This window comes from Paenibacillus sp. SAFN-054 (assembly GCF_051966755.1).
Taxonomy (GTDB): Bacteria; Bacillota; Bacilli; order Paenibacillales; family Paenibacillaceae; genus Paenibacillus_AQ.
The window spans coordinates 187,798-213,269 of the sequence record NZ_JBQCKS010000001.1 but is presented as its reverse complement, the minus strand read 5'-3'; the positions used below and the strand labels follow the sequence as shown (position 1 = coordinate 213,269).

The following is a 25,472-nucleotide window of genomic DNA, read 5'->3' as shown; positions in this document are numbered from 1 at the left end:
TTATGTAAAATGCCGGAATGGGTCGAGGTCGTTACCCGTACATTGGCGGCCGTCGTCGTGCTGTTCGCACTCACACGATTGCTTGGAAAAAGGCAAATATCCCAATTGTCCTTCTTCGAATATATCACAGGCATAACGATCGGTGACCTGGCTGCTACCATCTCGCTGGATGTTAAAGGGACATGGTACCTGGGAATCATCTCTTTGTCGGTATGGGTGATTGTATCGCTCGGCATTGAGTTTTTGCAGCTCAAAAGCAAAAAAGCCCGCGATTTTATCGACAGCAAAAGCACCATTCTGATCAAAGACGGGAAGATCCTCGAGGACAACCTGAAAAAGGAGCGTCTCACCAATGAAGAGCTGCTTGAGCAGCTGCGAGGCAAAGACGTCTTCAAGGCAGCGGAGGTCGAATTCGCGATCATGGAGCCTAACGGTGAAATCAACGTTCTTCTCAAAAAACAAAACCAGCCGCTCACCCCTTCGCAACTCGGCATTCAGGTCGGTCCCGAAGCGGAGCCGCAGACGGTCATTCTTGACGGCAAAGTGATGGACGAGCCGCTGGCGACGCGCGGGTTAAACCGCAGATGGATCCATACGGAGCTGGAGAAATTAGGGGTTTCCCTCGATAACGTATACATCGGACAGGTGGACGCTTACGGGCAGCTTTATGTGGATTTATTCGATGATAAGGTCAAGGTGCCTGAGCCGCAGCAAAAGGCCGTGCTGTATGCGGATCTGAAAAAATGTCAGGCGGATCTGGAAATGTTCAGCCTGTCGACAGACCGGCAGGAGGCCAAATCGCTTTATGAGAACTGTTCCATCCAGCTTGATCAGGTCATTTCTGACGTCAAGCCGCTATTAACCCGTTAGGAGGGAAATACATGGCCAGCAAAACGAAAAAAAAGCTCACTCCGGTCCAGCAGGAGTATCAGGCGCTCGCCAAAAAACGCGAGCCAAGCAAATTCACCTTCAAAAACCTGTACAGGGCTTTTCTTGTCGGGGGGCTCATTTGCCTGCTGGGCCAGATCGTCCAGCAGATGTTCGTACACTTCGGAGGATACAGCGTCAAAGAAGCTTCCAGTCCGACCGTAGGCGTCCTGGTTCTCATTTCGGTCATTCTGACATGCTTTGGAGTATACGATAAAATCGCCCAATGGGCAGGCGCAGGCACGGCCGTCCCCGTCACAGGGTTCGCCAACGCCATGGCTTCCGCAGCCATTGAGTACCGGCGGGACGGCATCGTGCTCGGCATGGGCGGCAGCATTTTCAAGGTTGCCGGCCCGGTCATCGTATTCGGCACGGTCGCGGCCTTTGCCGTCGGCATCGCCTACATCATTTTTGATCCCAATATTGTAGGAGGTTGAACCGATTATGCTGAAAGGCCATCAAAGCTGGATATTTGAAAACAAACCTTCCATTTTGTCTGCCGCCACGTCCGTGGGACCCTTCGAGGGACAAGGCCCTTTGGCGGAAGATTTCGATATTATTCACAAAGACCTGTATCTTGGACAGGACAGCTGGGAAAAATCAGAAAGAGCCTTTCTGGAGGAAGCTGCCAAAATGGCGATCCAGCATGCCGGATTGACCGAAGGGCAAATCCAATTCCATTTCGGCGGCGATCTGATGAACCAGATCATCTCCAGCAGCTTTGCCGCCCGCACGCTGACGATTCCATATCTCGGACTGTTCGGAGCTTGCTCCACTTCCATGGAAAGCCTGGCTCTCGCGGCTTACATCGTCAATTCCGGCGGCGCCAAGCATACGCTCGCGGCGACGTGCAGCCATAACGGGAGCGTAGAGAAGCAGTTCCGCTATCCTACCGAATACGGCTCCCAAAAGCCTCCAACCGCCCAGTTTACGGTTACGGGAGCAGGCGCTGCCGTTATCGGGCAGGAAGGGGACGGCCCATACGTCACTTCCGCCACCATCGGGCGGGTCGTTGACATGGGCATCAAGGATCCCTTTAATATGGGAGCCGCCATGGCACCTGCGGCGGTGGATACGATCGAAGCCCATTTCCGCGATCTTCAGATCGGTCCGGAATATTACGACTTGATCGTCACCGGAGACCTTTCAAAGGTCGGATATGAGATTGCGAACGACTTGTTCAAAAAGCATAACGTGCCCATGGAAAAAACGACCTATTCTGATTGCGGCATGATGATTTACAACTACGAATCCCAAAATGTCCAAGCCGGTGCAAGCGGCTGCGCCTGCTCGGCCGTCGTTACCTACGGACATCTGCTGAACAGGATGCGCCGCGGCGAGCTGAACCGGATATTGGTCGTTGCCACGGGTGCTCTCCTCTCTCCATTGTCGTTCCAGCAGAATGAGACGATCCCGTGCATCGCGCACGCTGTCTCGATCGAACGCGATAAATAACGATACATCTGCTTGTCACATCATGGCTGTTCCCACTCCTGTTGGGAGACAGCCTGTTTTTTTGCCGTTTCTTAAAACAGTATTAAAAATTTTTCGTCACAATTTATTTCTTCTTAAGGATTATTTCGGCTGAATCTGGTAAAGTGATACGCATAAGTGTTATTGTTCATATCAAAGGAGGAGTTAGATTTAATGTCAGACAAAGAAAAAGACACATTGAATAATGAAGAAGGCATAACACCAGAAGAACAATCGGGGGGCAACCTGGAGCCGAACGTACAACCTGAAGACCATACCCAAACTGATAAGCCTATCGCAGAAACGCCAGTTCCTGCACAGACAGAAAAGGCAACGACGGCGTCTGCCAAACCTGATAAATCGACCGTACCCGCTCATAAAACGCCAGCCGTTCCGCCGACGCCGTCTCCTTCCTCCGGGGTGGGAAGCAAAGTATGGATGATCGTATCCCTTGTTCTGGCTATCGTGCTGGTCATCGTACTGATCAAGCCGCCATTCGCCAAAGGCGGAGACAACGAAGCGGTTGCAACGGTAAACGGTGACAAAATCACGAAGGACAAGCTCTATGGCGAGCTCGTCGGCGCCGGTGGCACCCAAACGCTGGACGGCATGATTTCCGAAACCCTCGTCAACCAGGAAGCGGACAAAAAAGGCATCAAGGTGACGAAGGACGACATCGAAAAGGAAAAGAACTTCATTAAGAAAAACTACGGTGACGATGCAGCTTTCGAGCAGGCTTTGCTCCAAAACGGCCTGACGATGGAACAATTTGATAAGCAAATGGACATGCAGGTCAAGCTGCGCAAGCTGATTGAACCAGACGTGAAAGTTTCCGACGACGACGTCAAGAAATACTTTGATGAGAACAAAGCTTCTTTCGATACGCCGGAGCAGGTTAAGGCTTCCCATATCCTGGTAGCGACCAAAGAAGAAGCCGACGCCATCCTGAAACAGCTGAAAGACGGAGCGGATTTCGCGACATTGGCCAAGGAAAAATCGACGGATCCGGGTTCCAAAGCAAACGGCGGCGATCTGGGATACTTCGGACGCAACCAAATGTACAAAGAATTCGAAGATGCTGCATTCAAGCTGAAAGACGGCGAACTGAGCGGCGTGGTCAAAACGGATGCCGGTTACCACATCATCAAGAGAACAGGCTACAAAGCAGCGCACACAGCCACGCTGGAAGAGAAAAAGGCAGACATCAAGGATCAGCTGGTTTACCAGGCCATCATGACCAAGGCTCCAACATGGCTTGCGGACGTGAAGGCAAAAGCGAAAATTACGAACAAGCTTGAAGAAGAACAGAAGCAAAAGGATGAAGCCAAAACGGATGCTTCCGACTCGGACGCTTCCAAAACGGAATCCAAGGACAGCGGCAAATAATTGCCCGGATATTAAAAACGGACGCACCCAAGTTACACGGGTGCATCCGTTTTTTTATATTCTTTTTCTAGGAGCTTCTATTCCATTTATACCCGACTCTCCAGAGCCGTTCCGTGTTATACTCCGAGCGAAATGTACTTGACCTCAAGGTATTCCTCAATACCGAAATGGCCGCCTTCACGTCCGAGTCCGCTCTGCTTGAAGCCGCCGAACGGTGCCTGTGCCGTGGAAGGAAGCGGATCATTGACGCCGACAATGCCGTATTCCAAAGCTTCCGCGACATAAATCGCCTCTTTGATATTTTCCGTAAATACATAGGCTGCAAGACCGTAAGGACTGTGATTCGCCCGCTCCACCGCTTCTTCCAGAGAACGAAAGGTCGTGATGGGCGCCAGCGGCCCGAAGGTTTCCTCGACCATGCATTCCATCTCATCGGTTGCGTTCATGATGACCGTCGGCTTTACAAAGTAACCTGCGGTATCTTTCAAGGCTTCGCCGCCGGTTAATATCTGTCCGCCTTTCGCTTTAGCATCCTCAATCTGACGCTGAACCTTTTCAACGGCTTTGGCATTAATGAGCGGGCCGATATCCACGCCTTCATCCAGCCCGTTGCCTACCTTCAGCTCAGCCGTCCGCCGCGCAGCCGCTTCCGCAAAAGCCTGCGCGATGGATTCCTCCACGTAGACCCGATTGGTGCATACGCAGGTCTGGCCGCCGTTTCGGAACTTGGACGAGATGAGGCCTTCGACGGCTTTGTCCAGATCCGCATTCGCGGTAACGATATAAGGGGCATGGCCGCCCAGCTCAAGCGATATCTTTTTGACCGTTTCCGCTGCGCCCTGCATCAGCATTTTGCCGACGGCCGTCGAACCGGTGAAGGAGATTTTGCGGACGCGCTCATCCTTTTGCCAGGCCTCGGCGATGGGAGCGGCGTCACCGGTCACGACATTAATCACGCCGGCTGGAATTCCGGCCTTTCCCGCGAGCTCAGCCAGCTTCAGCGCCGTGAACGGGGTTTCCTCTGAAGGCTTTAAGACGACGGTGCAGCCTGCGGCAAGAGCCGGGGCCACCTTGCGCGTGATCATGGAAGCCGGGAAATTCCATGGCGTGATCGCCGCGATCACGCCGACCGGCTGCTTATGCACCCATATTCTTTTGCTTGGCGAAGACGCCGGTATCGTTTGGCCGTAAATACGCTTGCCTTCCTCGGCATACCATGATACGAAACTGTTGGCATACGCGATCTCTCCGGCTGCCTCTTTCAGCGGCTTCCCCTGCTCCGTTGTCATGATCCGGGCCAGCTCATCCGTCTGCTCTTCAATCAGCGCATGCCATTTCATCAAAAGCCGGCCGCGCTCGCTCGCCGTCATGGCCGACCAGGACTGCAGCGCCTCATGCGCCGCATCGACCGCAGCGGAAGCCGCCCCGGCTCCTCCATTGGGAATCGACCCGATCACCTCAAGCGTCGCCGGGTTTCTCACCTCCATCTTCTCCGCGCTGTCTTTCCACTGACCATTAATATACATGTTCTGGATATACATCCTTGAATTCCTCTCCTTTCGACTGTAGGCAAACCTCATGCTTATTACCAATATACCCTCAAAACCGGACTGTCAACGTCAAAAAACTCCCTGGCCCGGCCAGAGAGTTAGAAAGTCGGTTCAATGTTATTATAACGCTCATTCAGGCATCTCTCAAAATCCGCCGCCCCAAGGTCACGGTCACGACGATCATGGAAATCCCCACAAGCAGCTGCATGCCGTAAACTTGCGTCCATACCGGCCAATGCTGGATCAGCCCATGAACATTTCCGCCGATGAGCGGCCCGAAGAACGCGGCAACCCCCGTGATGGCGGCATACATGGCCATATACATCGGGCGTTCGCCTTTGGGCGTATCCCCGATCATAAAGTTAAAGGCGAGCTGGTTGAAGCCCCCGACCCCGATGCCGAAAATAATATGTGCCGCGAACAGCACGATGAGCATCGGCAGCACCGATAACAGACCCCACAGCAGACAGGAGAGCGCGATAATCGGCAGCGTCCAGAACAGCAGCTTCCGGTTGCTGTAGCGTGCGTTCAGATTCCCCCAGATATAGAAACTTCCCATCATGAATACCGTTTGCGCCACGTTCAGTAGCGAGAGCGTCTGGTAGTTGATATGCAGCAGCTGAAGCATGACATATGAATACAGCGGCACCACCAGATTTTGCAGAAACAGGAATCCTCCAAGAAACAGCGTAGCCTTCAGAAATGCGCCGTCCTTCAGCGGCTTCCTCAGCATCGGAACGAACCGGTTCTCCGAGGAGCGTTCGAACGGCATATCCGGATAAAAGAAAAACATCATGATATTCGCCAAAATGCAGATCCATACAAAAATGTACAGAATCAAAAAGCCTTTGCCTCCCGGCTCATGATCGAGCAGAATGCCCCCGCCGTACATGATAAGCGTCCCCAAGGCGTTCAGCATCGTGTTCCGTATGCCGAAGTAGCGGCCCCTGACGCGTGCGGGGACGATATCGCTGATCAGCGAGTTCCACAGTATGCCTCCAACCGTATTGAACATGAAAGCGAGCGTGTAGAGCAGAATAAATGCCGTGACCCAATACGGTTCGGGAAACAGAAAAGGGATCAAGCCGGTCGCGCCCCACAATATTCGGTGGAAGGCCACGAACAGCACCAGCGTCCACTTGCGGCTCTTCAACCGTTGAATCAAAAATGCCGCGAAAAGCTGTGCGATATTCACAAACGTCGTAATCGCCAGAACGAACCCCAGCTGACTGGAGCTCGCTCCCAGATAGAGCAGAAAGCCGGTGAGGAACTGTCCTCCAAGCAGGGTCTGAAACATGACCGCCGGCACGCCCTCCATGGTGGCAATCCTCAGGTTCTTCCGCTGAACCGACGCTTTTCGCTGATGCTGCTGCCTCGTCCTCATTGAAATCATGATGTGCTCTCCTTATGAAGTTACGGTGTATTGGATTGTTAACAGGCCCAACATTCCCAGCAATTTCTTCTCTTTGCTCATCATTCTACTCGCAAAGGTGCCCAAGTCAATATGGCATTTGCTTCTCATTTTCACAAAAATATTTGTGGAAGTTCACGTAGTAAAGAGCGGACGAAAACGGTTATATTTTAAGGTCATGGTATGCAACAGATTCGTAACAATGGAAATAAAAAGAGCGCACGCCTTTAAGCGCCGCTCTTGCACGAATGCCGTATTCAATCTATGAGAAACGCCTTATGATACAACTCGATGAGCTACGCATCCAGAATTCCGGCTGCAGGTTCAACGCCGAATGCCTTCGCCAAATCCGTCAGTTCCCGGTCGGTTATGCTCTGCTTGATCCCGTGTCCGGATGCCAGCATATACACCTGCGCTGCCTTTTCCACCGTTTCGATCAGACCGAACGTTTCGTCCATCGTGGAGCCGCTGCCGAAAATGCCGTGATGCGGCCAGACCACAACCCGGCGGTCCTTCATTTTTTCCGCGGTTTTGCGGCCGATCTCCGCGCTGCCCGGCACCATCCAAGGCAGCATGCCGACGCCTTCCGGGAAAACGACGATGCATTCCGTACACATTTGCCAAAGGGTCTTTGTGAATTTTTTCTCATCTAAATCATGCACAAACGTCATGGCTATCACATTCGTCGCATGCGTATGCATGACAATTCGGTGACTCGGATCGACCTTGAGACGCTCAATATGGCTCATGAAATGGGAAGCGAGTTCGCTCGTTGGAAACGTATTGCCGGTAAAGCCCCATAACACATCAATATGCTCACCGTCTGGAGTCACGCGGATGACACCCAGATTCATGCCAGGGTCCGATATGACGTTTCTGAAGTATTTGCCCGATCCGGTCACGACGAATATTTTGCCCGCCAGCTCCGGTACCGGAAAGGACAGATCGATGACCCGGCCCGTTCCGCTCAAATCGATGTACGGACTGACCTCGTCTTCCTCCAAAATGCGGCTGATGTTTCCTCCATTGCGCTCATCCCAGCCAAACTTCCACATATGATAGGTGATTTCGGCCATCTCCCGGATGAACGGGATTTCCAGCGTCGGCACGTTCCGGTTCAGTTCCATGATTGAAGTGCTCACAGCAAGCCTCTCCTTTAATATGATCTGTATTTTTACACCCTCATCGTACTGCGCTCCACGCATATAATCAACACAAACAAAGAAATTTATATTGTTTTATTTTTGTTTGTGTATTTTTAATGTCCGTTATAAGGATATTCAGCAAAAGCATAGGCTATAGATTGACAGTTTCCGGCATATTGGCTATATTAGTGTCAATTTAATCGATGACCAGCTTACGTTGAAGCACCCGTAAGAGAAGGCAGATCCTGCCTATCTTTTGCGGGTGTTTTTTGCGTTCATGCGCGCATAGGCTGTTCACCGAAATTTCCGCAAAGGAGCTGTTTTCATGAAATTGTTCAAAAAGTTCAGCTTTACCGTGCTTCCTGTTGTCTTGGTCATGTCGCTGCTCGCCTTACCGGCGTATGCCGCCACCATGCAGTGGTCCGCTTCCCAGCAGGCAGCGGTTGACCGCGCCACAGCCACGGATTCAACGGCGCGAAGCCAGCTTGCTACGCTTTACAGTTCTTTTACGTCGCTGCAGTCTCAGCTGCAGCAGACAGAGCAAAGCATCAGCGCGCTTCATTACCAAAATGAAGAAGCACAGTCTGCCCTGACGAAGCAAATCAAAGTCATCGATGCAGACAAAATCGCGAAGCTGGAACAAACGGTCAAACAAGCGAAGGACAAATACAAACCACTCATGTCGATGTATACAGGCCTGAATCAGCAAATTACAGCCGCAAACAAGCTCAAAAACAAGCAGCTCAGCTCTGCCTTGAAAGCAGAGGCCGAAACGATGAAAATCGCGGTGCAGATCGCAAAAACAGACATCAAGAACAAGGAGCAGGCCCTAACAGCCGCCAAGACCCAAAAAACCGCAGCTCAGAAGAAGCTGCGCGCAGCGCTTGGAGGCGCCGACCCGCTTCGCACCCGTATCAAGGCTGAGAAAAGCACTGCTACCATACTGAACAAAAATGTCAGCCCCATGTGGAAGAGCGTGACCCAGTCCGTTAAAAGCGGAGACGCTAGAAAAATCCGCGCCGACCTGAACGTGCTGGTGAACCAGCTGCGTCAGATCCAAACCCAGAAGCAGAAAGTTCTTTCGCTTGAAAACCAGATCAGCGGTATTCTGCAAAACGTCAAAAAGCAGCTCGCCGCGAAGTAAGTCCTTTACCGGCACGGCATGTGCTCCTTACGAAAGTTTTGATTGCGGCCAAAACCAGATTTTGGTATGATGTAATCCTTCTCACTCGTTCGCCTTGACTGAAGTTGACGGATTCCGCGTCGCTGCAAAACTTATCGGAGGTGTGCAATGCTCTATTTCACTTTGGCTTCCAAAGCTTATGCCCGCAATTTGCATTATCGCGGCGCTCACATGCTGCACAACGTCGCAAGCGCTCTCTTCGGCTACCTCTATGCCTGTATCTGGATCGGCATCGGAGCGGACCGCCCTCTGGGCGAATACGGCGTGCACGGAATGATCGGCTACATCGCTTTTACCCAAGCTTCATTGTGGGTGACCGGATTCATTTCGAATGGTCTCGGCATTCAGCAGGCCGTCAGGACAGGCCAGATTTCGCTTGACTTGATGCGGCCTGTCCATTTATTTGTGCTGTACATGTGCAGGGAATGGGGACAGATCGCTTATCAATTCGTATACAAGTCCCTTCCCATCTATCTGCTGTACATGCTCCTGTTCTCGCTGCCGCTGCCGACCCGCTGGACGACGCTGCTGTATGCTTTCGCCGCTTTGGCTGCGGCTGCTTACATGTCTATCTGCATCAACTACATGATCGGTGCAACGTCTCTATGGACGACCGAATCCAGCTGGCTGTATTGGGTCAATCACGCCCTGATCAATCTTCTCGCCGGATTCTTCATTCCCGTGGAGTGGCTGCCGTCTTGGCTGCAGGCGGTCAGCTGGATGTCCCCGTATCCGTATCTGCTGTACGTCCCGACCCGGATCTACCTGGGGTATGAGCAAGCAGGCATACTGCTGGGTTCCCTTGCCTGGTGTCTCGTGCTCACACTGCTCTGCTTCCTGGTCACGGTCGTCGTCAGGCGGAAAGTGGAGGTGCAGGGCGGATGACCATCAAATATTGGCTGGATCTTTATGCCGTACTCATCCGTTCGAGCATCCGGAGCCGGATGCAGTACAAGCTGAACTTCATCTTGGGAACGGTGCTGGCCGCGGTCATTCAGATCGCCGAGTTTCTCATGATCGCGATCGTACTGAACAAATTCGGCGCTATCAAAGGCTGGTCGCTTTACGAGGTGGGATATCTCTTCGCCGTTATGACGCTGTCCAAAACGCTCTACCGGACCTTTGCCAGCGATGTTCACCATCTGGAAAACTATTTGACAACCGGAGAGTTGGACCAGCTGTTAACCCGCCCGGTTCCGATCCTGATGGCCCTCATGTCGCAGAATATCCGCCTCATGCCGGGCGAACTTCTTCAAGGCGGCACGATTCTGTACTGGTCCATGCACGGACTGATGGCGGGCGGCCAAATTACCTGGGTTGCCCTTCCTTACACGCTGCTGGCCATCATTACCGGTGCCGTCATCCTGTTCTCGATCGGACTGGCTACCGCCGCGGTCGGTTTCTGGATCACGAGAATCAATGAACTGCAGACGCTCACGGAAGATGCAGCCCAGACCGCGGTTCGTTACCCGCTGATTTTATATCCTTCATGGCTTCGTTCCGTTCTGCTCGTCATCCTGCCGGTCGGTTTTGTGAACTACGTCCCATCCCTCTTTATTCTGCGCGGAGAATACGGACCTTGGCTGATTTGCGCGATTGCCGTTTTGGCCGGCCTTTGCCTTGCTCTAAGCCTGAAACTGTGGAAATTCGGGCTCACCCGTTATCAAAGTACAGGAAGCTAGAAGAGAAAAGGAGACCTTATGATCATGATGAACCAAACCTTACCGATGATTGAAGCAACGGGGCTGCATAAGCATTTTCGGACACCTGTCGTCAAGGGAGGCCGATTATCCGGACTTCGCACCTTGATAACCAGGGAATACCGGACGAAGGAAGCCGTAAAGGACATCAGCTTTACGATTCAAAAAGGGGACTTTGTCGGCTATATCGGACCGAACGGTGCCGGCAAGTCGACGACCATCAAGATGCTGACAGGCATACTTCACCCGTCTTCAGGCCAGGTGAAAATCAATGGCATGGATCCGCATCGTCAGCGGCGCCAGGTGGCCAAACGGCTCGGCGTCGTTTTCGGGCAGCGCAGCCAGCTGTGGTGGGATCTGCCCGTAAAGGATTCCTACGATATTCTGGCGCACATGTACAAGGTAACGTCCCGCGACAAAGAGAAACGGCTTGAGGAGCTGGGGGAACTGCTGGATTTGAAGGAATTTTGGCTGACGCCGGTCCGCAAGCTGTCGCTCGGACAGCGCATGAGAGCCGATATCGCGGCTTCCATGCTACACGATCCGGATGTGCTGTTCCTGGACGAACCTACCATCGGACTTGACGTAACTGCCAAACGAAGCATCAGGGGATTCCTGAAAAGGCTGAACAGCGAGTTCGGCAAGACCATCCTGCTGACCACCCATGACATGGATGATATCGAGCAGCTGTGCAGCCGCGTGATGGTCATCAACGATGGACAGCTCAGTTATGAAGGAACGACACTGCAGCTGCGCCACAAAATCGGGCTGCCTACGCGTATTCGGGTGACGTTTCAAGGAAGCTATCAACTGCCCTTTCCGGAAAGCTTGCATCTGCCGGTCGAGCTCGGCCTGGACAAAAGCCGCGCGTTTCACGTCGTGGAGGCCGGCAGTCGCGAGGTACATATCGAAGCGAACCGGCAGCAGGTCAATGCAATGGACATCCTGAGGATGGTGAGCGGTTGGGGCGAAGTGGCGGACATTCATATGGAGGAACCCGATTTCGAGGATGTGATTGACCGGGTATACTAAAGCCCCGATGCCGGGAACCACGGGTAATCACACATATATTGATGAAATGTTATGCGGGCGTACCGGAGACCTTTAGGACTCCGGTACGCTTTTGGGTTACGCCTGCAGCAGTGCTTCAGCAAGGGGATGCTCCCGTAACGGTTCAAAATGGTTGTTCTTCTCATGCAAGAATACGACTTTGCCGCAGGCGCCGCTTTGCATCAGCGCAAAGGCTTCCTCGAAGCGGTCCAGCGAGCAGGTGTGTGTCACCAGCCTATCGAGCCCCAGGCTCCCGCCGCGAAGCAGCCCTTTCATTTGGTACCAGGTTTCATACATCCGGCGGCCCGTGATGCCTTCCACGCGGATGCCCTTGAATATGATTTGTCCCAAATCCAGTTCTACGTTCCGGGTCGGTATGCCGAGCAGGGAGACGCGAGCTGCCCGGGCGGCCGCTTCAAACGCGTTCCGGATTCCTTCCGGGTGCCCTGACATTTCCAGAACCACCTCCGCCCCTTCTCCTCCCGTCACCTCGTGGACGGCTTCCGGGAGATAGGTGTTAGAACTGTCTATGACGAAATCCGCCCCCATCTGCCGGGCCATGCCAAGTCTATACGGATGAACATCAGCCGCCATGACCAGGCCTGCGCCGCAAGCTTTGGCTACCGATATGGCCATCTGCCCGATCAGCCCCGCTCCAACGATCAGTACAGACTTGCCCACGATGTCGCCTGCAAGGACGGAATGTACTGCATTGCCCAGCGGATCCTGAAGGCAAGCCAGCTCAAAGGGCATATCCCGATCATTCTGGATGATACTGCCTGCCTTCACGACCGCATACTCGGCAAAGCAGCCCGGTGCAGTAATTCCGAAGCTGCGGGTGTGATGGCACACGTGGGCGTTGCCCGTCCGGCAGGCTTTGCAGGTTCCGCATACCATATGGCCTTCTGCCGATACATGGTCCCCGGCCCTGACATTTCCGGCCTGCGAACCGGCCTGAACGACGACTCCCGCGAACTCATGGCCGAATACGTTGCCGGTCACCACCGTTGATTCTGCCCATGCATCCCAGTTATAAATATGTACATCCGTGCCGCAAATGGAGCTTGCTTTGACCTTGACCAGCACCTCGTCCGGTCCGATAACAGGGAGGGGCACCTCCTTGAAGGCCGCTCCGGGGGCGCGGTGCTCCTTGACGATTCCATACATCGTTGTATTCATTGCTATGCCACCTTCTCTAGAATTTGAATGTTATGACGTCATGCGGCAGAAAAAAACAAAAAAAGAACCGGCATCATCCGAAGCCGTTCTGAAGGTTTATTTATAAGCTTTGGCAGTTTACGGATTCACGCTGACGATGTTGCCGGCGTAGTCCCTCCAATTCGTTCCGTCGAAATAGACCGGCTTTTTCTTTACCGGATCATAGTACGTATCGCCTTCCACCGGTTTTTTCGTCACCTCCGTCGACCGCTTTAGATTGATGAATTTATCCTTTAGCACAAATTCCGTGTATTTGCCGCTGGAACTGCTTGTTTTACCGCGGAAAAAGAGACGGCCCGTTTGGTTCTGATAATGCATATAGCCCGGTGCGTAATCCGCGGAGGGGAAGCCCGAAGTGCTGGTCTCGTCAACGATCATCGGGGTCAGCATCGCTTTCTCGTACCCCTTGAAGAACAGCGCGAATTTGTTGGCGTTATACCACACGGAGCCCGGATCAATGCCCGAAGCGCTGCCGTTGTTTACGTCTCCCTGCAGCTGGGACATGCGCAGCATCGGCAATCTCTCGGCAATCTGCCGTCCTGCCCAGGACATATCCGCTTCAACATGGTCGTCCACCGCAAGGTTGCTCGGATTGACGTTGCCCTGGATGTGGTGTCTTCCCTGCACGACCGATATGGCTTTGACTCCGTATTTCCTGCCGCCGCGGGTGTCGAGAATCAGATTGCCCTGCACGACGGTGAAATCGGCTCCGAACAAATTGATCGCGCAGATCTGGTCATGGTTCGTGGCCGGATTCATGTCCTGGTAGTTCCAGTTTTGAATGCGGTTGTTCGTCAGGATGATGTTCGAGCATTTCGGTTCCGGATAATTCGAGCCGTTCACGGTCGCGATGCCTGAGGTGGGCACGTTGTCGATGGCATTCCCGCTGACGATAATATCCTTGGAGGCATAGATGTTGACAGCCCCGAAGCTGTAATCCTTGACGGCAGGCGCGCTGATGCTGTTGCTGTCCACGATGCACTGACGTACACCCCATAATTCGATGCCGTCGTAGCGGTTGTTGATGCAGATGTTGCCCGTGATCGTGATGTCGTACGTTTCGTATTGGCTGGAGGCGAAAGCGGTGATGCCTTCCTGGCCGTTGCCGATGACGATGTTCCCCGCCGCCAGATTGCTGTAGCATTTGCGATCTGCCGCAGCCGTGAAGCCGATATTCGTATCAAACGTAATGCCCTGGCCCCCGCAATTCTCTATATGGTTGTTCATGATCCGGCAATACTTGGAGGAGGATGCGTTAATGCCGGTATTCAAGTTTCCTTCCACATTGTTGAACAGCGTTTTGTTTTTGATCCGGTTGCCCTGAACCAGCACGTCCGTACATCCGCTTAAATAAATGATCCGCTCGGTCGTGTTTTTGGTATTAATGATGCGGTTGTTCAGTATCATGCCGTTCGTGCACGCCGTGAAAGCCCAGTTTCCGGCATTTTCAGTAATGTGAAGCTGCTGGATGGTAAAGTCGGAGCTTGAGCTCAGATCGAAGCTGATTTTCCCCTCCAGGTTCTCGATCTCCAAAGAGAAGATGCCGCTGCCCGTAAAAAGCGTGTCCGGGAACGAAGTCGAGGCGCTCTGCAGTACAGCCCCTTTTTCACCTGACAGCCGTATGCCGGATTTCAAATAGATGGTGCTTGCAATATACGCCGCCTGAGGGAACACGACTGTTCCGCCGACGGATGCCGCCGTGTTAATGGCATTTTGAATGCCCTTCGTGTCATCGTTCCTGCCGTTGCCGAGCGCGCCGAACCACTGCGGATAGAATTCCTTGACCTGAGGATCTCCCTTAATCTGGCCGTCACCCGCAAAAATCTGCGTGATCCCCGCTTCGATTTTTCCGTTCAGGGTCAGCGTTCTTCCTGCAGCAATGTTCAGCTTGGCCCCATTCATGAAGTTCAGCGTAATGCTAGCATCTACGGTCAGGTCCGCATTTACGGGGTAGCTGCCGCCGGAAAGAACAAGAACGCCTCCGCCGGACGCTTTCAATTTAGCGACCTCCTCTGCGAGCCGCGAAGGGTCCGTCAACGTAACGAACGGGATACTGTCAGCCATCGTTCTCAACCTCCCTGTCCAACCCATCATCTTATAAATCGTGTTATAGCATTACACATTATTCAGACGGGTTCTTGTTTGCTGTAGTCATTCGGATTAATTGTCGGGACGGACTGGTTAAAAATATGCGGCTGTACCGCATCCCGCTTGCGAAGAAGCGTTTGATTGGCGATAAGGCCGTAGACAATCCAGTTCACGGGATTGGTGAAATAACCGCCGGCGATTTGGTAAGCAAGGATGAACACCAGCAGCCCGGCCTTGAATACCCTCTCGTGCTTTCGGATTCTCGTGACCAGCATGACATGGAATATGACAAGCAGCATGATCGCGCCGATTCCCCCCTCGGCGATGACATACATAAAGGAATTGGCAATCACGCCTACCAGGCCCTGGCTGTAGTAAGCATTCTGGACCGTGTCTGTATTCAAATTGCCAAGCCCGGTCCCGATATAGTTGGAATGGTTCAGAATCTGCCCCATAATCCGTGCGCTCACGTTCAACCTGTAAAAGACGGAGCCGTCTGTACCGCTGAGAATATCGCTCAGCCTCATGTAAAAGCTGCCCTTGCTGACCACGAACCAAGCGAAAGCTCCAGCCCCCGCCATGGCAAGGAGGATCGTCAGCAAAAGCTTCTGTATATTCACACGGTCGCTAAGGTAGCAAATGTACATCACACCGCAAGCCAATCCCAGACAAAGCATCCCGCCCATTCCCGCGGACATGATTACGATGCAAGCATTGGTCAGCATGAAAAAAAGGTTCACCAGGTTGCCTTTAAGCCGGGTCTCGCACAGGGCGAATGCGCCCAGAATCGTGAGCAAAATGCACACATGGAACGAAGCCTCGCTTGGTTCCGCATAAAACAGAGCCAGACGTACCTTCTGATACAGGTTCACGTCGTCATCTAAGCGCCACAGCAGCTTCGTTTTATGCACCATACCCACACATAGAAGCGCCAAGTTGATCACGGAAGCGGAGTAAATGATTTTTTTAAAGGAGGACATATCCATCTTCATTTCTTTCACCTGCAGAAACAGCATCACGTTCAGAAACAGCTTGGCGAGATTGATGACCAGCCGTCCCATATCCACCTGATCGTTTACCGTAACCTGCAAAAATGCATATAAAACGACGAAATACACATAACCCATCGCTTTCCATGTCAGCTTTCTGCGCTGGATGACATCCCTCAGAATCAAGATGATCGACAAAAAATAGAACAAATCCAGGTTAGCCGTAATCCCCTGATGCAGCACATAAATCATGGCAAATAGGATTTCCATATGAATTCACATACCTCATATTCTTGGATCTATTCCGGATCGCTTCCCTGGTCACTGACTCTGTTTCAATTTTTCCCTGTATTCTCCCTTAAATCTCCGGGCATACTGCGGCTTCTTATGAAACACCTCAAAGGAATGAAATAGATGCTCATACTTTCGGACGATGCGTTCCCAGGTATATTCCGTGGAAATTCTCGCCTTGGCTTTGGCCTCAAGCGCTTTGATCCTGAACTCGTCATATTGATCCAGCTCGCGGATCCGGCCTGCGAACGAGCCCGGATCTGCCGAAAAATACACCGCTCCGTCGCCTCCCACCTCCCGGTTAAAAACCACGTCGAATAACAGGTTCAGCTTGGTTGAAGCAAGCGCTTCGAGCAAAGAAGGATTGGTCCCACCCACTTCATGGCCGTGGCAGTACCCGTAAGCCAGCTCCCTGATCTTCTTCAGGAGCTGTTCATCATAAACGGTTCCCACGAATTTGACGCGGGGGTCCAGGTCAAACCGGCATTTCTCAAGCAGCTCCTCATAGAAAGAGTTGTGCTCAACACCCGTGACGATGACCAGATCCTTTGTCGTTTCCGAGGTCATGAACTCTTTGATCATCAGCTCGTAATTGTTCTCCGGCACGAACCGGCCGATAACCAAATAGTATTCGCCCGGCTGTAGGCCATGCTCGTTCATCCACTGCGAAAGCTCCCCGTGGCCGGAGCCGAGTGTCGACGGAGCGAGATCGGCGCCATACGCAATAAAGGTCGTTCTTGGGCGGTAGCGTGCATAATCGTCCCGGATATACGTCTCAATGCCTCTCGAATCACAGACGAGAAGGTCCGCATGCTTGACCATCAGCCGCTCCGACAGTTTCCAGTAACGCTTGATCCAGGCATTCCATTTGCCCCGCTTCCATTCATGCCCGTCCGGATTGACCAAGATGGTAACTCCCAATTTTTCGAGCTTGCGTTTATATGGATAAAAAAACGGCCCGATCCGGCAGGCCAATATGTAGATCACGCAGTCGGTCAGCCGATGCTGCCCGATGTATCGGATGCATTCCCTCAAGCTCAGGAGATCGTAGAGGACGGCACGCGCACTCCCGATCGCCAGTACCCGGACCTGAAAGCAGCGGGCACCGTTATGCTCGAATTCCCCGCTCCGGTCCGCCAGGCAGGCCACGTGGTAACGCGTCTCCTTGTTTATTCTCCTCGCGGTCAGCTGATCGACGAAGGTTTCAAAGCCGCCGTACTTTGCCGGAATGCCCTTGGAACCGATAATGAATACATGCTTTGCCATTTCTACTTACCTCTTCCGTTTTATAATGGCTCTGAAACTCAAAAAAAAGACCCGTATGGGTCCGATCAATGTCGTATATATCCAGGCTGGGCTATACGGTGAAGTTTCGCGAAATCTCGATGATTTGCGATCCGTAGACCAGCAGCGTCATGCTGGAGTCCGCCGGAAAGGTCACGTAAGTGCCGCTTCCCTTCAGCTTGACGTTCGGAATTTGCCTCGAAATCTTCAGATTGCCCGTGTAGGAGTAGATGACGATCATCCGCGGCAGGGAATCGGACAGATTTTCCTTCGTCAATTGGGTGACAACGGTGGATTTGGAATAAGCAAAGACGGCAAGAGTAAGGTTGGAAATATCTACGGCGGAGGCATTACTCGTAAAAGCCATATATTCCTGCGACAACACGCCCTTAATCGGCACCGATGGCGCACCTTCCGTGTTGCCGCTGAAGTAATTCGTGCTGACAGGGTTTGCGGAATAGTAGTCTTCACTAAGGGAGACTGCAGGATAATTCGTGAACTGGTTGGAAGTGACGCTGACCGAGGTGCAGGTCGCCGGAGAGTCGATTTTTAAGGGCTGATATTTTCCGTATTGGCTGCGGGCATTGTTGCCCGTGATATTGATGAGCGAGCTGTCCTTGATCTGAATGGCGTAGACCCCGGGGAAGAAGAGGTTATTCGCGGATATGTTGCCGATGAAATACGGACTATTCTCGATGTAAATCCCTGTCGACTGGATATCCTCACCCGATTTCCAGGTCAGGTTGTTGCCGTTCACGATGCCGCCCACGATTCCCGACAGGTATATGCCGTATTTCCTGGCCCAGGCCACATTGTTACCCGCAATAACCAGATTGAAACCGTCCTTCGCCGTCACGGCACTTTCCACCGCTTCGAATAAATGATTACCCTCAATAATGACCCAATTAAAATTTTCGATATAAATATTCGTCTTCTCAAACCCCGTATGGCCAAAAAAGAATGTGTTGCCTTTGCATATGAGCCCGTCGATCCCTTTGGCCCATATATGAAAAATATTGCTGAACGCGCCCGGTATGTTCGTTCTCGATTCGTACATATTGTTGGAGAAATTGACGTCCCCCACCACATGGGTGCCTCCGTCGTCAGGTGCCGCATAATCGACGTAAAGCCCGTAATTGCAGTCTACAAGCTGATTGCTCGTTATCGTATAGCGCGAACAATGCTGCGTTTTGTTGACCTTCTCAAAATAAACGGCTTTAAGGCAGTTGATGAACCGGACATTGGTAATGAGAACGCCGTAATACCATCTGCAGTTGATCCCGTTTCTCTTTTTCGCTCCCAGGATCGTAATGCCGTCTATTTTCACGTTGCCCGTGCCTGCAAACCTATCCGTGCTGTTCGTGGGTATGCCATACAGGTTAATGCAGCCATTTAGCGTCCCTGTCCCGGTAATATACACGTTCGATGTCGTAATGGTTATGTTCGCGTTATACGTGCCGTCCGGAATGACAATCGTTCCGCCCGTCTGCGAAATACTGTTCAGCGCTTTCTGAAAAGCCGGGGTATCGTCTGCCACCCCATCCCCTTTGGCGCCGTACAGCTTCACATTGACTCCCGTCGTATCCGCCATCCAAGGCACCTCCTTTGTCGGATGATCATGCCCCCTTATTCACTTGCATTATATTGATGCTATGGTCCATTGGCGCCGGGTACTTGGCCGTGTCCAAGCGTCCATTTTCCTCGGCCAATGAACTCGGAAGTATATCCTTCCGGGTAAACACAAGCCCAAAGGCGATCATAAAGAAGGTGTAGGTGCAGAGGCTGTAATATTGATTCGGATTAAAATTGACCACGATAAAGTTGCCGAGAAACAAAGCTGCCGGAAACCACCTTTCCCCTTTGTACTTTCGAAGGCTCCAAAGGAAGAGAGCAGCATAAACCAGAAAAAACAGCATAAGGCCGAACAATCCCTGCTCAACCAGCGTATTGATAAACTGCGAATGCAGGGCAATATCGTCCATGCCGTAGTACTTCTGCATATAGGGAACGTACTGTCCGGCACCGAGTCCGAACCACGCATGCTCCCGGAGCAATTGGAATGCGTTATGAAACTGGACGAAGCGGTGGGATTCCGTATTCCCGCGGTCCAGGAAGAGGATTTGGAACAGCTCGTCGTAAAAGATCCGGTACGTCAGGATGGCCGCAATGGCAGCCGCCGCGATCACCCCCAGTTTTTTGAACAAGCGATAACGAATCCCCAGTCGTGCATGGAACAGGAAAATCAGGAACTGGACGCTGACGGACAAGTAACCGATGCGGGTAAAGGTCAGGAACAGGAACGCGGCATTGAGCACGACAGCCGCCAGGGTGAACAGGTTCTTTCTTTCCATGAAAACGTAGAGCAGCACCGGGAACAAAATGGCCCCCAGATTGCCGGCCCCGTTGCTCGCCCCGACAAAGCCTACCACCCGCTTGGCGATCTTCACGCCTTCGTAATAATTGATGGAGTCCTCTGCCGAGAATAGAAGCAATGACCGGTTCGTCACGTATTGAACGAGTCCAAGCAAGGAATTGCACACCGAAAAAGCAACGATGCAGCTCAAAATTGTGGAGGTCTTGACCTGCAGTTTGCTGAGTAAATAAAACAACAGGGCCAGCAGCAGCAGATTCAGGAACTGATTGATCGTGTAGATGTACAAACCGGGCTCCATGATTTCAAGCGCCGAGCCTTGCACCGCCAGCATGACAAGAAGTACCGCAAACGCAATCAGTACAAGCTGGAATCTGTCACGGTGTTCCTTGTCTTTGTGAAGGGTATGGAATTTGCTCTTCAGCACCAGATGGACAAGCAGGGACATATCCACGCAGAACAGAACGAATACCGTCGCGTCCACGTATACGCCCTGATAGCCGATATTCAGCTGTATGCTGCTCACCATCGCGGCAAGCAGGAGGCACAGCAGCGCAGAGGCTGCCGCGCCGTAAGGCAAAATATGGACCGCAACAATCAGCCCCGCCAGAAGCACCGGTAGGAGAATCAGCGTTAACGTCAGCATACTCAAACCTCTCTGCTCAAGGGATCCATTCCGCCATCCAGCGTAATATGATCCAAAAATCCGAGAATTTGCTCTGCCTGCAATTTTCTTGAGTACCTGTGCCTGTCAGAAAAATCATAATGATTCCTGATCAATTGACCGAGTGCGGCTGCGATCGCTTTCGGGTCATGTCCGGCGCACTCTCCGTAGCGGTTCTGAATCAGTGATGTCAGTTCCAGATCCTCCGTCACGGCCAGAATGGGCCTGCATGCACCGATGTATTCAAAGGTTTTGCCCGGAATGGCAAAGCCGCTTCCGCGGGGATGCGTCAGGATCACAGCCGCATCCGCTGCGTTCAGCAGACGGATGGCCTCCTGATGCTGAAGGCTCCCGTGAATGATGATCTGAACGCCGGATTCATCATGGTCAGCGTGGTTTATATCGTCCATCGCCTGACGGTCAAGCAGGCCTGCGACATGAAGCGTGACGGAAATCCCCGTTTCTTTGTAAAATGCATCCAGGCCCTGTACTAAGCCTTTTACATTTCTCCCTTTATAAATCGAACCGGCATGAACCAGCATCATGTGACCCGAATCCGGGCTGAAGTTGCGGAATGCAGCGTCCTCAAACAAATGCTCATCGTATCCGTTTCGGATGAGTTCCATTTCCAGCTGCGGATTCCGTATCCGGTAATGCTGGTAGATGCCCTCCGACACGGCAATGACGCCTTCGGCCAGCCTGCCGACCATCTGCTCGGCTTGCCTGAATACGTACCTTGGATTCCCTTCCCCGATGTTGTGGTTGAGAATATCGCGGATTTCGATGACCGCCTGCAAATGCGGGGCCTTGCGTTTGATGTAATCCAGGACGTATAACGCGTATACATCCGGTACGGTGACAAAGATTGCTGCGATCATCCGGTTCGTGAGTACCTGGTCCAGCTGCGCGTAAAGCGCTGCATTCATCCGGTCAAACTTGAATTTGCTGTATTTGTAATTCCTCCAGGCGGATAGGGTCCAAGGATTGCGGAGCAGATTCTCGGCAAGCTCACCGAGCACCCCCCTCCCGTTCGTGCCGGCTTCCCCTTTCATCGATTGGGTGAGGACGCTGTCCATCGTGGCATACGGATAATCTTCGGCTGCATACTTGCTTGCGCCGGCACCATATTTTCCATCATGGATGACGATCAGGTCATATTTCTCCCGAAAGTGTTCCATAAGCCCCGCAAACCGTACGGACGCGACCACCGGCTCTCCTTCCACGTAGTCGGAGATGACGATCAGACTCTCCTTCATCCGGCATTCACCTCCGAATTTCCCGGGCTGAGCAGCTTGGCGTATCCTTTAACGGTTCGCTCGGCCGCCTGTTCCCACGTGTACTCTGACATGATTTTGGCCTGCAGCCGCGGGTTGAAGGGCGCATGATAGGCCTCCACAACGGCCTCCCGAATGCTGGAGATATCCCCGGGCTCGCAATAAAAGGCATCCTCTCCGAAGTATTCCCGCGTCGTTCCCCTTGCCGTCACCACGATATTGCAGCCGCTCACCGCCGCCTCAAGCGATACCAGCCCCGGCGTGTCATACCAGCTGGGCAGGACATGGACCCTCGCTCGGCTGTACAGCTTTTGCAGCTCCGTATGGTCCACCTCGTCCACGATTTCAACATTCTGGTTTCGTGCGGCTTTACGCATTGCGTCCAGGTACTTTCGCTGGGTTTCATGAGCTGTTCCGGCCAAGATGAGCTTGTAGGGAAGGCCGCTCCAGGCCTTGATCAGGTTGAGCTGGTTTTTACGGGGCTCGAACCGTCCCACGCATAACACGATATCCCGCTGCGATCCGGCATCATATTTGAATATCTCCGCATCGATGGCATTGGGAACGACCAAATAATCCAGCTGCTTGGGGAGATTGAAGATGCGATGAATGAGTTCCATTTCACCCTCGCCGTTCGGAAGAAGGAGATCTGCCTGCTCCAAAATCTCGCGCTGCAGGCGCGTGTATCCCTGCCGGATCAGCCGCGAGGTCCCTTCATGCTTCTCCCCGTCCAGAAAGTATCGGTACATGGCTCTCAGCTTTTCCATGCCTTCATAGCTGATCATCCGGTTGACGGCCTTGCGAAGACCCATCTGTCCCTTCCGCTCGAATTCCGTGCTCCTCCAGAAAATTGTGGACAATGCAGCCTTTTTATTTTGCGTCTTGGCGTTCTGAAGGAAACGAATCGTTTCCTGAGGCCGGAGCATATTGAAAATATGGACCAGATCGTAAGAGGACAGATCAGCCTCCGGATCGTCGTTCATGTCGATCCGGATCTCCGGGAACCTTTTTTCGATATACTCCTTGGTTTTAAGCATTTGGATCGTGTCCCCGCCTTTGCGCGTGAAGATATTATACCTGGTCTGGTAAAGCACCTTCATTCCATCAACCTCCTCCCAAGCAGACTGTGATCAATCCACGACCGAATATATTCCTTCCAGAACCGGAAGGTTGGCTACACCATCCACCACGTTCAGGATGCTTCCGTCCGGAAGCATAATGCGGGATGGCGGCTTTGTGCCGAACTGCAGCGACAGCAGCTTCTTTCGGTACCGCGCTTCATGGCGCAGCTCGAAATGGTGCTGATCCCGATGCTCTATGCCTACATGATCGCGAAGATTCACATATTCGGCCAGCTCCGAGCAGGTGCAGTACCACACCTTTTTCCCCCGGAGATGCCGAAATATCTGGAGCAGGCTCTCGCGGTCATCGAAAATGTTCGGGCTCTGTCTCTTGCCGTCATCGCGTGAAGGCGCGATATGCTCCTGCACGCTGATCACGAGCCGCCGCTCCAGCAAATCATCGATTTCACGCAGCTTCCAGCGGATGAAGGTTGTTTTGAATGCGCGCTTAACGATGTCCTTAATCGTATTCCTTCGATGATAAACACCGTTCAACAGCGCTCCGTTCACGGTCGAGGGAATATCCACAACGCCCCGTTTTCCGAAACGCTTGATGTCGTAATTAGTTACGGGATCTGCGTCGCTCCCGAAGGACGCATCGTTCAAACCTTCGGACTTCCCGCGGTTCCAGTACCTGCACCACCACTCAAACCCGGATTCGTCGATGCTTTCGTCCGAAAAGGCATTGCTCGTGTATCCGCAGTATTTACCACCCATTGGCCTCGTGCCTACGGCGTCCATGAATATATCCAGACCCTCGCCGATGCGGACGAGCGCTTCATCCAGACTTGCGAAGGAAGCCCATTCCTGCACGAAATCCCTCGCTTTCTCCCCTACGATCCCGTGCGTCGTGCCATGGTAAGCCAGCTCAAAATTCGGATGCCGATGGACGCTGCGGAAAAAGTCGCGGCTGGCCTCATCTGCATGGATGGGCTTCGCGTACATGGTGCACACCGGATTCCTGACCATGCCGACTCTTGCTCCTACCGGCACGAAGAAGGTAACCTTGATCTCCGGATGATCCGACAAAATCCGTTCCTGCAAAAAACGAAACGAGGACCGTTCCCCATCCCTGAAGAATCCCCAGTCCTCGCCTTCCTCCACGGTTCCGTTGCCATTCATATCCACCCAGGCATTCGCCAGGTCATCGATCATGAACAAAACCGGCGACCGGGCGTTGTTATACCATTTGCATCGTTCAATCTGCATGAAGCATTCTCCTTGATTCGTCATCTGCTTACCCGGCGGCGCTGCGCTTTCTCGGGTAAAAGGGATTTAAGATGATCCTTGTTCACCTGCAGCAGGGTGTATGCTTTGAGCCATCTCTTCCCGCCGTGTCTTTCAATCAGGCGGATATGGTTGTTCATCCGAACCGTATCCGACCAGAAAAATTTGTATTCCTGGGTGCCGCTCATCAAATCGATTTCCGTGATCCCGCTTTGCAAGTAATGCTCCATTACTCTGTTCAGGAGAATCAAACCCACGCCGTACTCCATATATTGCCGGGAGAAGGACGTGATATATAGATATACCTTGCTTTTATGGCTAAAGGTCAGCATGGCGGATGCTATGCTTCCGTCAATCTCGATATAGGAAATATGCGCGCCGCCCAGCTCATGAAACTTGGAGCTGATGTCGCCATAGAAGCGCATCATCTCCTGAGCGCCGAACAGGCTGTGCTACCACCGCTCTTTGTGCATGTCAATCAGGCTTTCCCATGTCCTATCGTCCACGGGCACATGGATTTCGAGCTTTGTCTCAAGGTCATTCCGCAGCTTCCGCTCCTTGCGCTCGATCGCCTTGATTCGGCTTCGAGCCAGCTTTCCTTGATGAAACCGCTCCAAATTCACGTACGGGGACATGGATCTGGGATGGCTGAATACTTCATAATCGGCACCGCTTACCTGCCCGATGAGCCCCGCCACGGGATCCAGCGAATGGACGTTATGCAGATCGATCCAGTCCCATTCCTGCCTGTGCGCACGCAGCACGCCGAATATTTCTTGAAGCGCCTTCATGTAGTGAACGTGCTTATGTATGTAGAAGCTGTTGGTCTCTCCCGTTCCGGACACAATGAACTGCAGGGATCTGATGCTTATCCATTGGATAGACTGCTGGACGATGCACATCGGAGCGGCAGCGATGCATTGGTCCTGGTCGATGACCAGAATGACGAACAGCTGCCGGCTTGAGCCGAACAGATGGGACACATAGGATTGCAGCCATTCCCACGTGCTGAAAATCTCGGGATGCTCCAGGTTCTCCGTCAGCTCCCTCCAAGGCCGTTCCCATCGGCGCAGCTCTTCCAGACTCCGAATCACTACCGTTGTCATGTCTCGTTCTCACT

The 25,472-nt window shown here is 52.7% G+C and carries 22 protein-coding genes; 8 read left to right on the top strand and 14 right to left on the bottom strand.

Annotation, left to right across the window (positions count from 1 at the left end; all coding sequences use genetic code 11):
- Nucleotides 1–9 precede the first annotated feature (9 nt).
- The 4 genes from ACTHPM_RS00930 (at nt 10) to ACTHPM_RS00915 (ending at nt 3,786) form a co-directional block, all read left to right on the top strand.
- Nucleotides 10–870: a DUF421 domain-containing protein gene (locus tag ACTHPM_RS00930; protein WP_440393319.1), complete on the top strand. Its 861-nt coding sequence runs from the start codon at nt 10–12 to the stop codon at nt 868–870.
- Nucleotides 871–881: 11 nt separating this feature from the next.
- Nucleotides 882–1,364 (top strand): stage V sporulation protein AC, encoded by a 483-nt coding sequence (spoVAC, locus tag ACTHPM_RS00925; RefSeq protein ID WP_440393318.1) that lies wholly within the window; start codon nt 882–884, stop codon nt 1,362–1,364.
- Nucleotides 1,365–1,371: 7 nt separating this feature from the next.
- A complete protein-coding gene (gene spoVAD / locus ACTHPM_RS00920) occupies nt 1,372–2,382 on the top strand; it encodes a stage V sporulation protein AD (RefSeq protein ID WP_440393317.1) in 1,011 nt (336 codons plus the stop codon).
- Nucleotides 2,383–2,574: 192 nt separating this feature from the next.
- Nucleotides 2,575–3,786, top strand: a complete 1,212-nt coding sequence (locus tag ACTHPM_RS00915) for a peptidylprolyl isomerase (protein ID WP_440393316.1) — start codon at nt 2,575–2,577, stop codon at nt 3,784–3,786.
- Nucleotides 3,787–3,902: 116 nt separating this feature from the next.
- Here ACTHPM_RS00915 and ACTHPM_RS00910 read toward each other — a convergent pair whose 3' ends face one another.
- The 3 genes from ACTHPM_RS00910 to rhaD all read right to left on the bottom strand — a co-directional run bounded on the left by ACTHPM_RS00910 (nt 3,903) and on the right by rhaD (nt 7,874).
- A complete protein-coding gene (locus ACTHPM_RS00910; protein WP_440393315.1) occupies nt 3,903–5,327 on the bottom strand; it encodes an NAD-dependent succinate-semialdehyde dehydrogenase in 1,425 nt (474 codons plus the stop codon).
- A gap of 142 nt (nt 5,328–5,469) precedes the next feature.
- Complete coding sequence (locus ACTHPM_RS00905) at nt 5,470–6,729, bottom strand: MFS transporter (RefSeq protein WP_440393314.1); 1,260 nt, start codon at nt 6,727–6,729, stop codon at nt 5,470–5,472.
- A 314-nt stretch (nt 6,730–7,043) separates the two neighbouring features.
- Nucleotides 7,044–7,874 (bottom strand): rhamnulose-1-phosphate aldolase, encoded by an 831-nt coding sequence (gene rhaD, locus ACTHPM_RS00900; protein WP_440395315.1) that lies wholly within the window; start codon nt 7,872–7,874, stop codon nt 7,044–7,046.
- Between the two features lie 343 nt (nt 7,875–8,217).
- Here rhaD and ACTHPM_RS00895 point away from each other — a divergent pair, with 343 nt between their 5' ends.
- The 4 genes from ACTHPM_RS00895 to ACTHPM_RS00880 all read left to right on the top strand — a co-directional run bounded on the left by ACTHPM_RS00895 (nt 8,218) and on the right by ACTHPM_RS00880 (nt 11,807).
- Entirely contained in the window at nt 8,218–9,036 is an 819-nt protein-coding gene (locus ACTHPM_RS00895; protein ID WP_440393313.1) for a hypothetical protein, read from the top strand.
- A gap of 147 nt (nt 9,037–9,183) precedes the next feature.
- Entirely contained in the window at nt 9,184–9,960 is a 777-nt protein-coding gene (locus tag ACTHPM_RS00890; protein WP_440393312.1) for an ABC transporter permease, read from the top strand.
- Nucleotides 9,957–10,757 (top strand): ABC transporter permease, encoded by an 801-nt coding sequence (locus tag ACTHPM_RS00885; RefSeq protein ID WP_440393311.1) that lies wholly within the window; start codon nt 9,957–9,959, stop codon nt 10,755–10,757. Before ACTHPM_RS00890 ends, ACTHPM_RS00885 begins: the two co-directional genes overlap by 4 nt.
- A gap of 45 nt (nt 10,758–10,802) precedes the next feature.
- Nucleotides 10,803–11,807 carry an ABC transporter ATP-binding protein gene (locus ACTHPM_RS00880; protein ID WP_440395314.1) on the top strand — a complete coding sequence of 335 codons (1,005 nt, stop codon included), beginning with the start codon at nt 10,803–10,805 and terminating at the stop codon, nt 11,805–11,807.
- A 96-nt stretch (nt 11,808–11,903) separates the two neighbouring features.
- Here ACTHPM_RS00880 and tdh read toward each other — a convergent pair whose 3' ends face one another.
- The 11 genes from tdh to ACTHPM_RS00825 all read right to left on the bottom strand — a co-directional run bounded on the left by tdh (nt 11,904) and on the right by ACTHPM_RS00825 (nt 25,458).
- Nucleotides 11,904–13,004, bottom strand: coding sequence for an L-threonine 3-dehydrogenase (tdh, locus tag ACTHPM_RS00875; protein ID WP_440393310.1), 1,101 nt, complete (start codon nt 13,002–13,004; stop codon nt 11,904–11,906).
- 117 nt (nt 13,005–13,121) lie between these two features.
- Nucleotides 13,122–15,107: a right-handed parallel beta-helix repeat-containing protein gene (locus ACTHPM_RS00870; protein ID WP_440393309.1), complete on the bottom strand. Its 1,986-nt coding sequence runs from the start codon at nt 15,105–15,107 to the stop codon at nt 13,122–13,124.
- Nucleotides 15,108–15,169: 62 nt separating this feature from the next.
- Nucleotides 15,170–16,390: a hypothetical protein gene (locus tag ACTHPM_RS00865; RefSeq protein WP_440393308.1), complete on the bottom strand. Its 1,221-nt coding sequence runs from the start codon at nt 16,388–16,390 to the stop codon at nt 15,170–15,172.
- A gap of 51 nt (nt 16,391–16,441) precedes the next feature.
- Nucleotides 16,442–17,677 (bottom strand): beta 1-4 rhamnosyltransferase Cps2T, encoded by a 1,236-nt coding sequence (gene cps2T / locus ACTHPM_RS00860; RefSeq protein ID WP_440393307.1) that lies wholly within the window; start codon nt 17,675–17,677, stop codon nt 16,442–16,444.
- Nucleotides 17,678–17,768: 91 nt separating this feature from the next.
- Nucleotides 17,769–19,286, bottom strand: a complete 1,518-nt coding sequence (locus ACTHPM_RS00855) for a glycosyl hydrolase family 28-related protein (RefSeq protein ID WP_440393306.1) — start codon at nt 19,284–19,286, stop codon at nt 17,769–17,771.
- A gap of 25 nt (nt 19,287–19,311) precedes the next feature.
- A complete protein-coding gene (locus tag ACTHPM_RS00850) occupies nt 19,312–20,712 on the bottom strand; it encodes an O-antigen ligase family protein (RefSeq protein ID WP_440393305.1) in 1,401 nt (466 codons plus the stop codon).
- 2 nt (nt 20,713–20,714) lie between these two features.
- A complete protein-coding gene (locus ACTHPM_RS00845; RefSeq protein WP_440393304.1) occupies nt 20,715–21,986 on the bottom strand; it encodes a hypothetical protein in 1,272 nt (423 codons plus the stop codon).
- On the bottom strand, nt 21,983–23,104 hold the full coding sequence (locus tag ACTHPM_RS00840; RefSeq protein ID WP_440393303.1) for a glycosyltransferase: 1,122 nt from the start codon (nt 23,102–23,104) through the stop codon (nt 21,983–21,985). The genes ACTHPM_RS00845 and ACTHPM_RS00840 overlap by 4 nt, the downstream gene beginning before the upstream one ends.
- A gap of 30 nt (nt 23,105–23,134) precedes the next feature.
- On the bottom strand, nt 23,135–24,334 hold the full coding sequence (locus ACTHPM_RS00835; RefSeq protein WP_440393302.1) for a hypothetical protein: 1,200 nt from the start codon (nt 24,332–24,334) through the stop codon (nt 23,135–23,137).
- Between the two features lie 20 nt (nt 24,335–24,354).
- On the bottom strand, nt 24,355–24,798 hold the full coding sequence (locus tag ACTHPM_RS00830; RefSeq protein ID WP_440395313.1) for a GNAT family N-acetyltransferase: 444 nt from the start codon (nt 24,796–24,798) through the stop codon (nt 24,355–24,357).
- A gap of 6 nt (nt 24,799–24,804) precedes the next feature.
- Nucleotides 24,805–25,458 (bottom strand): GNAT family N-acetyltransferase, encoded by a 654-nt coding sequence (locus ACTHPM_RS00825; RefSeq protein WP_440393301.1) that lies wholly within the window; start codon nt 25,456–25,458, stop codon nt 24,805–24,807.
- Between the last annotated feature and the right edge of the window lie 14 nt (nt 25,459–25,472).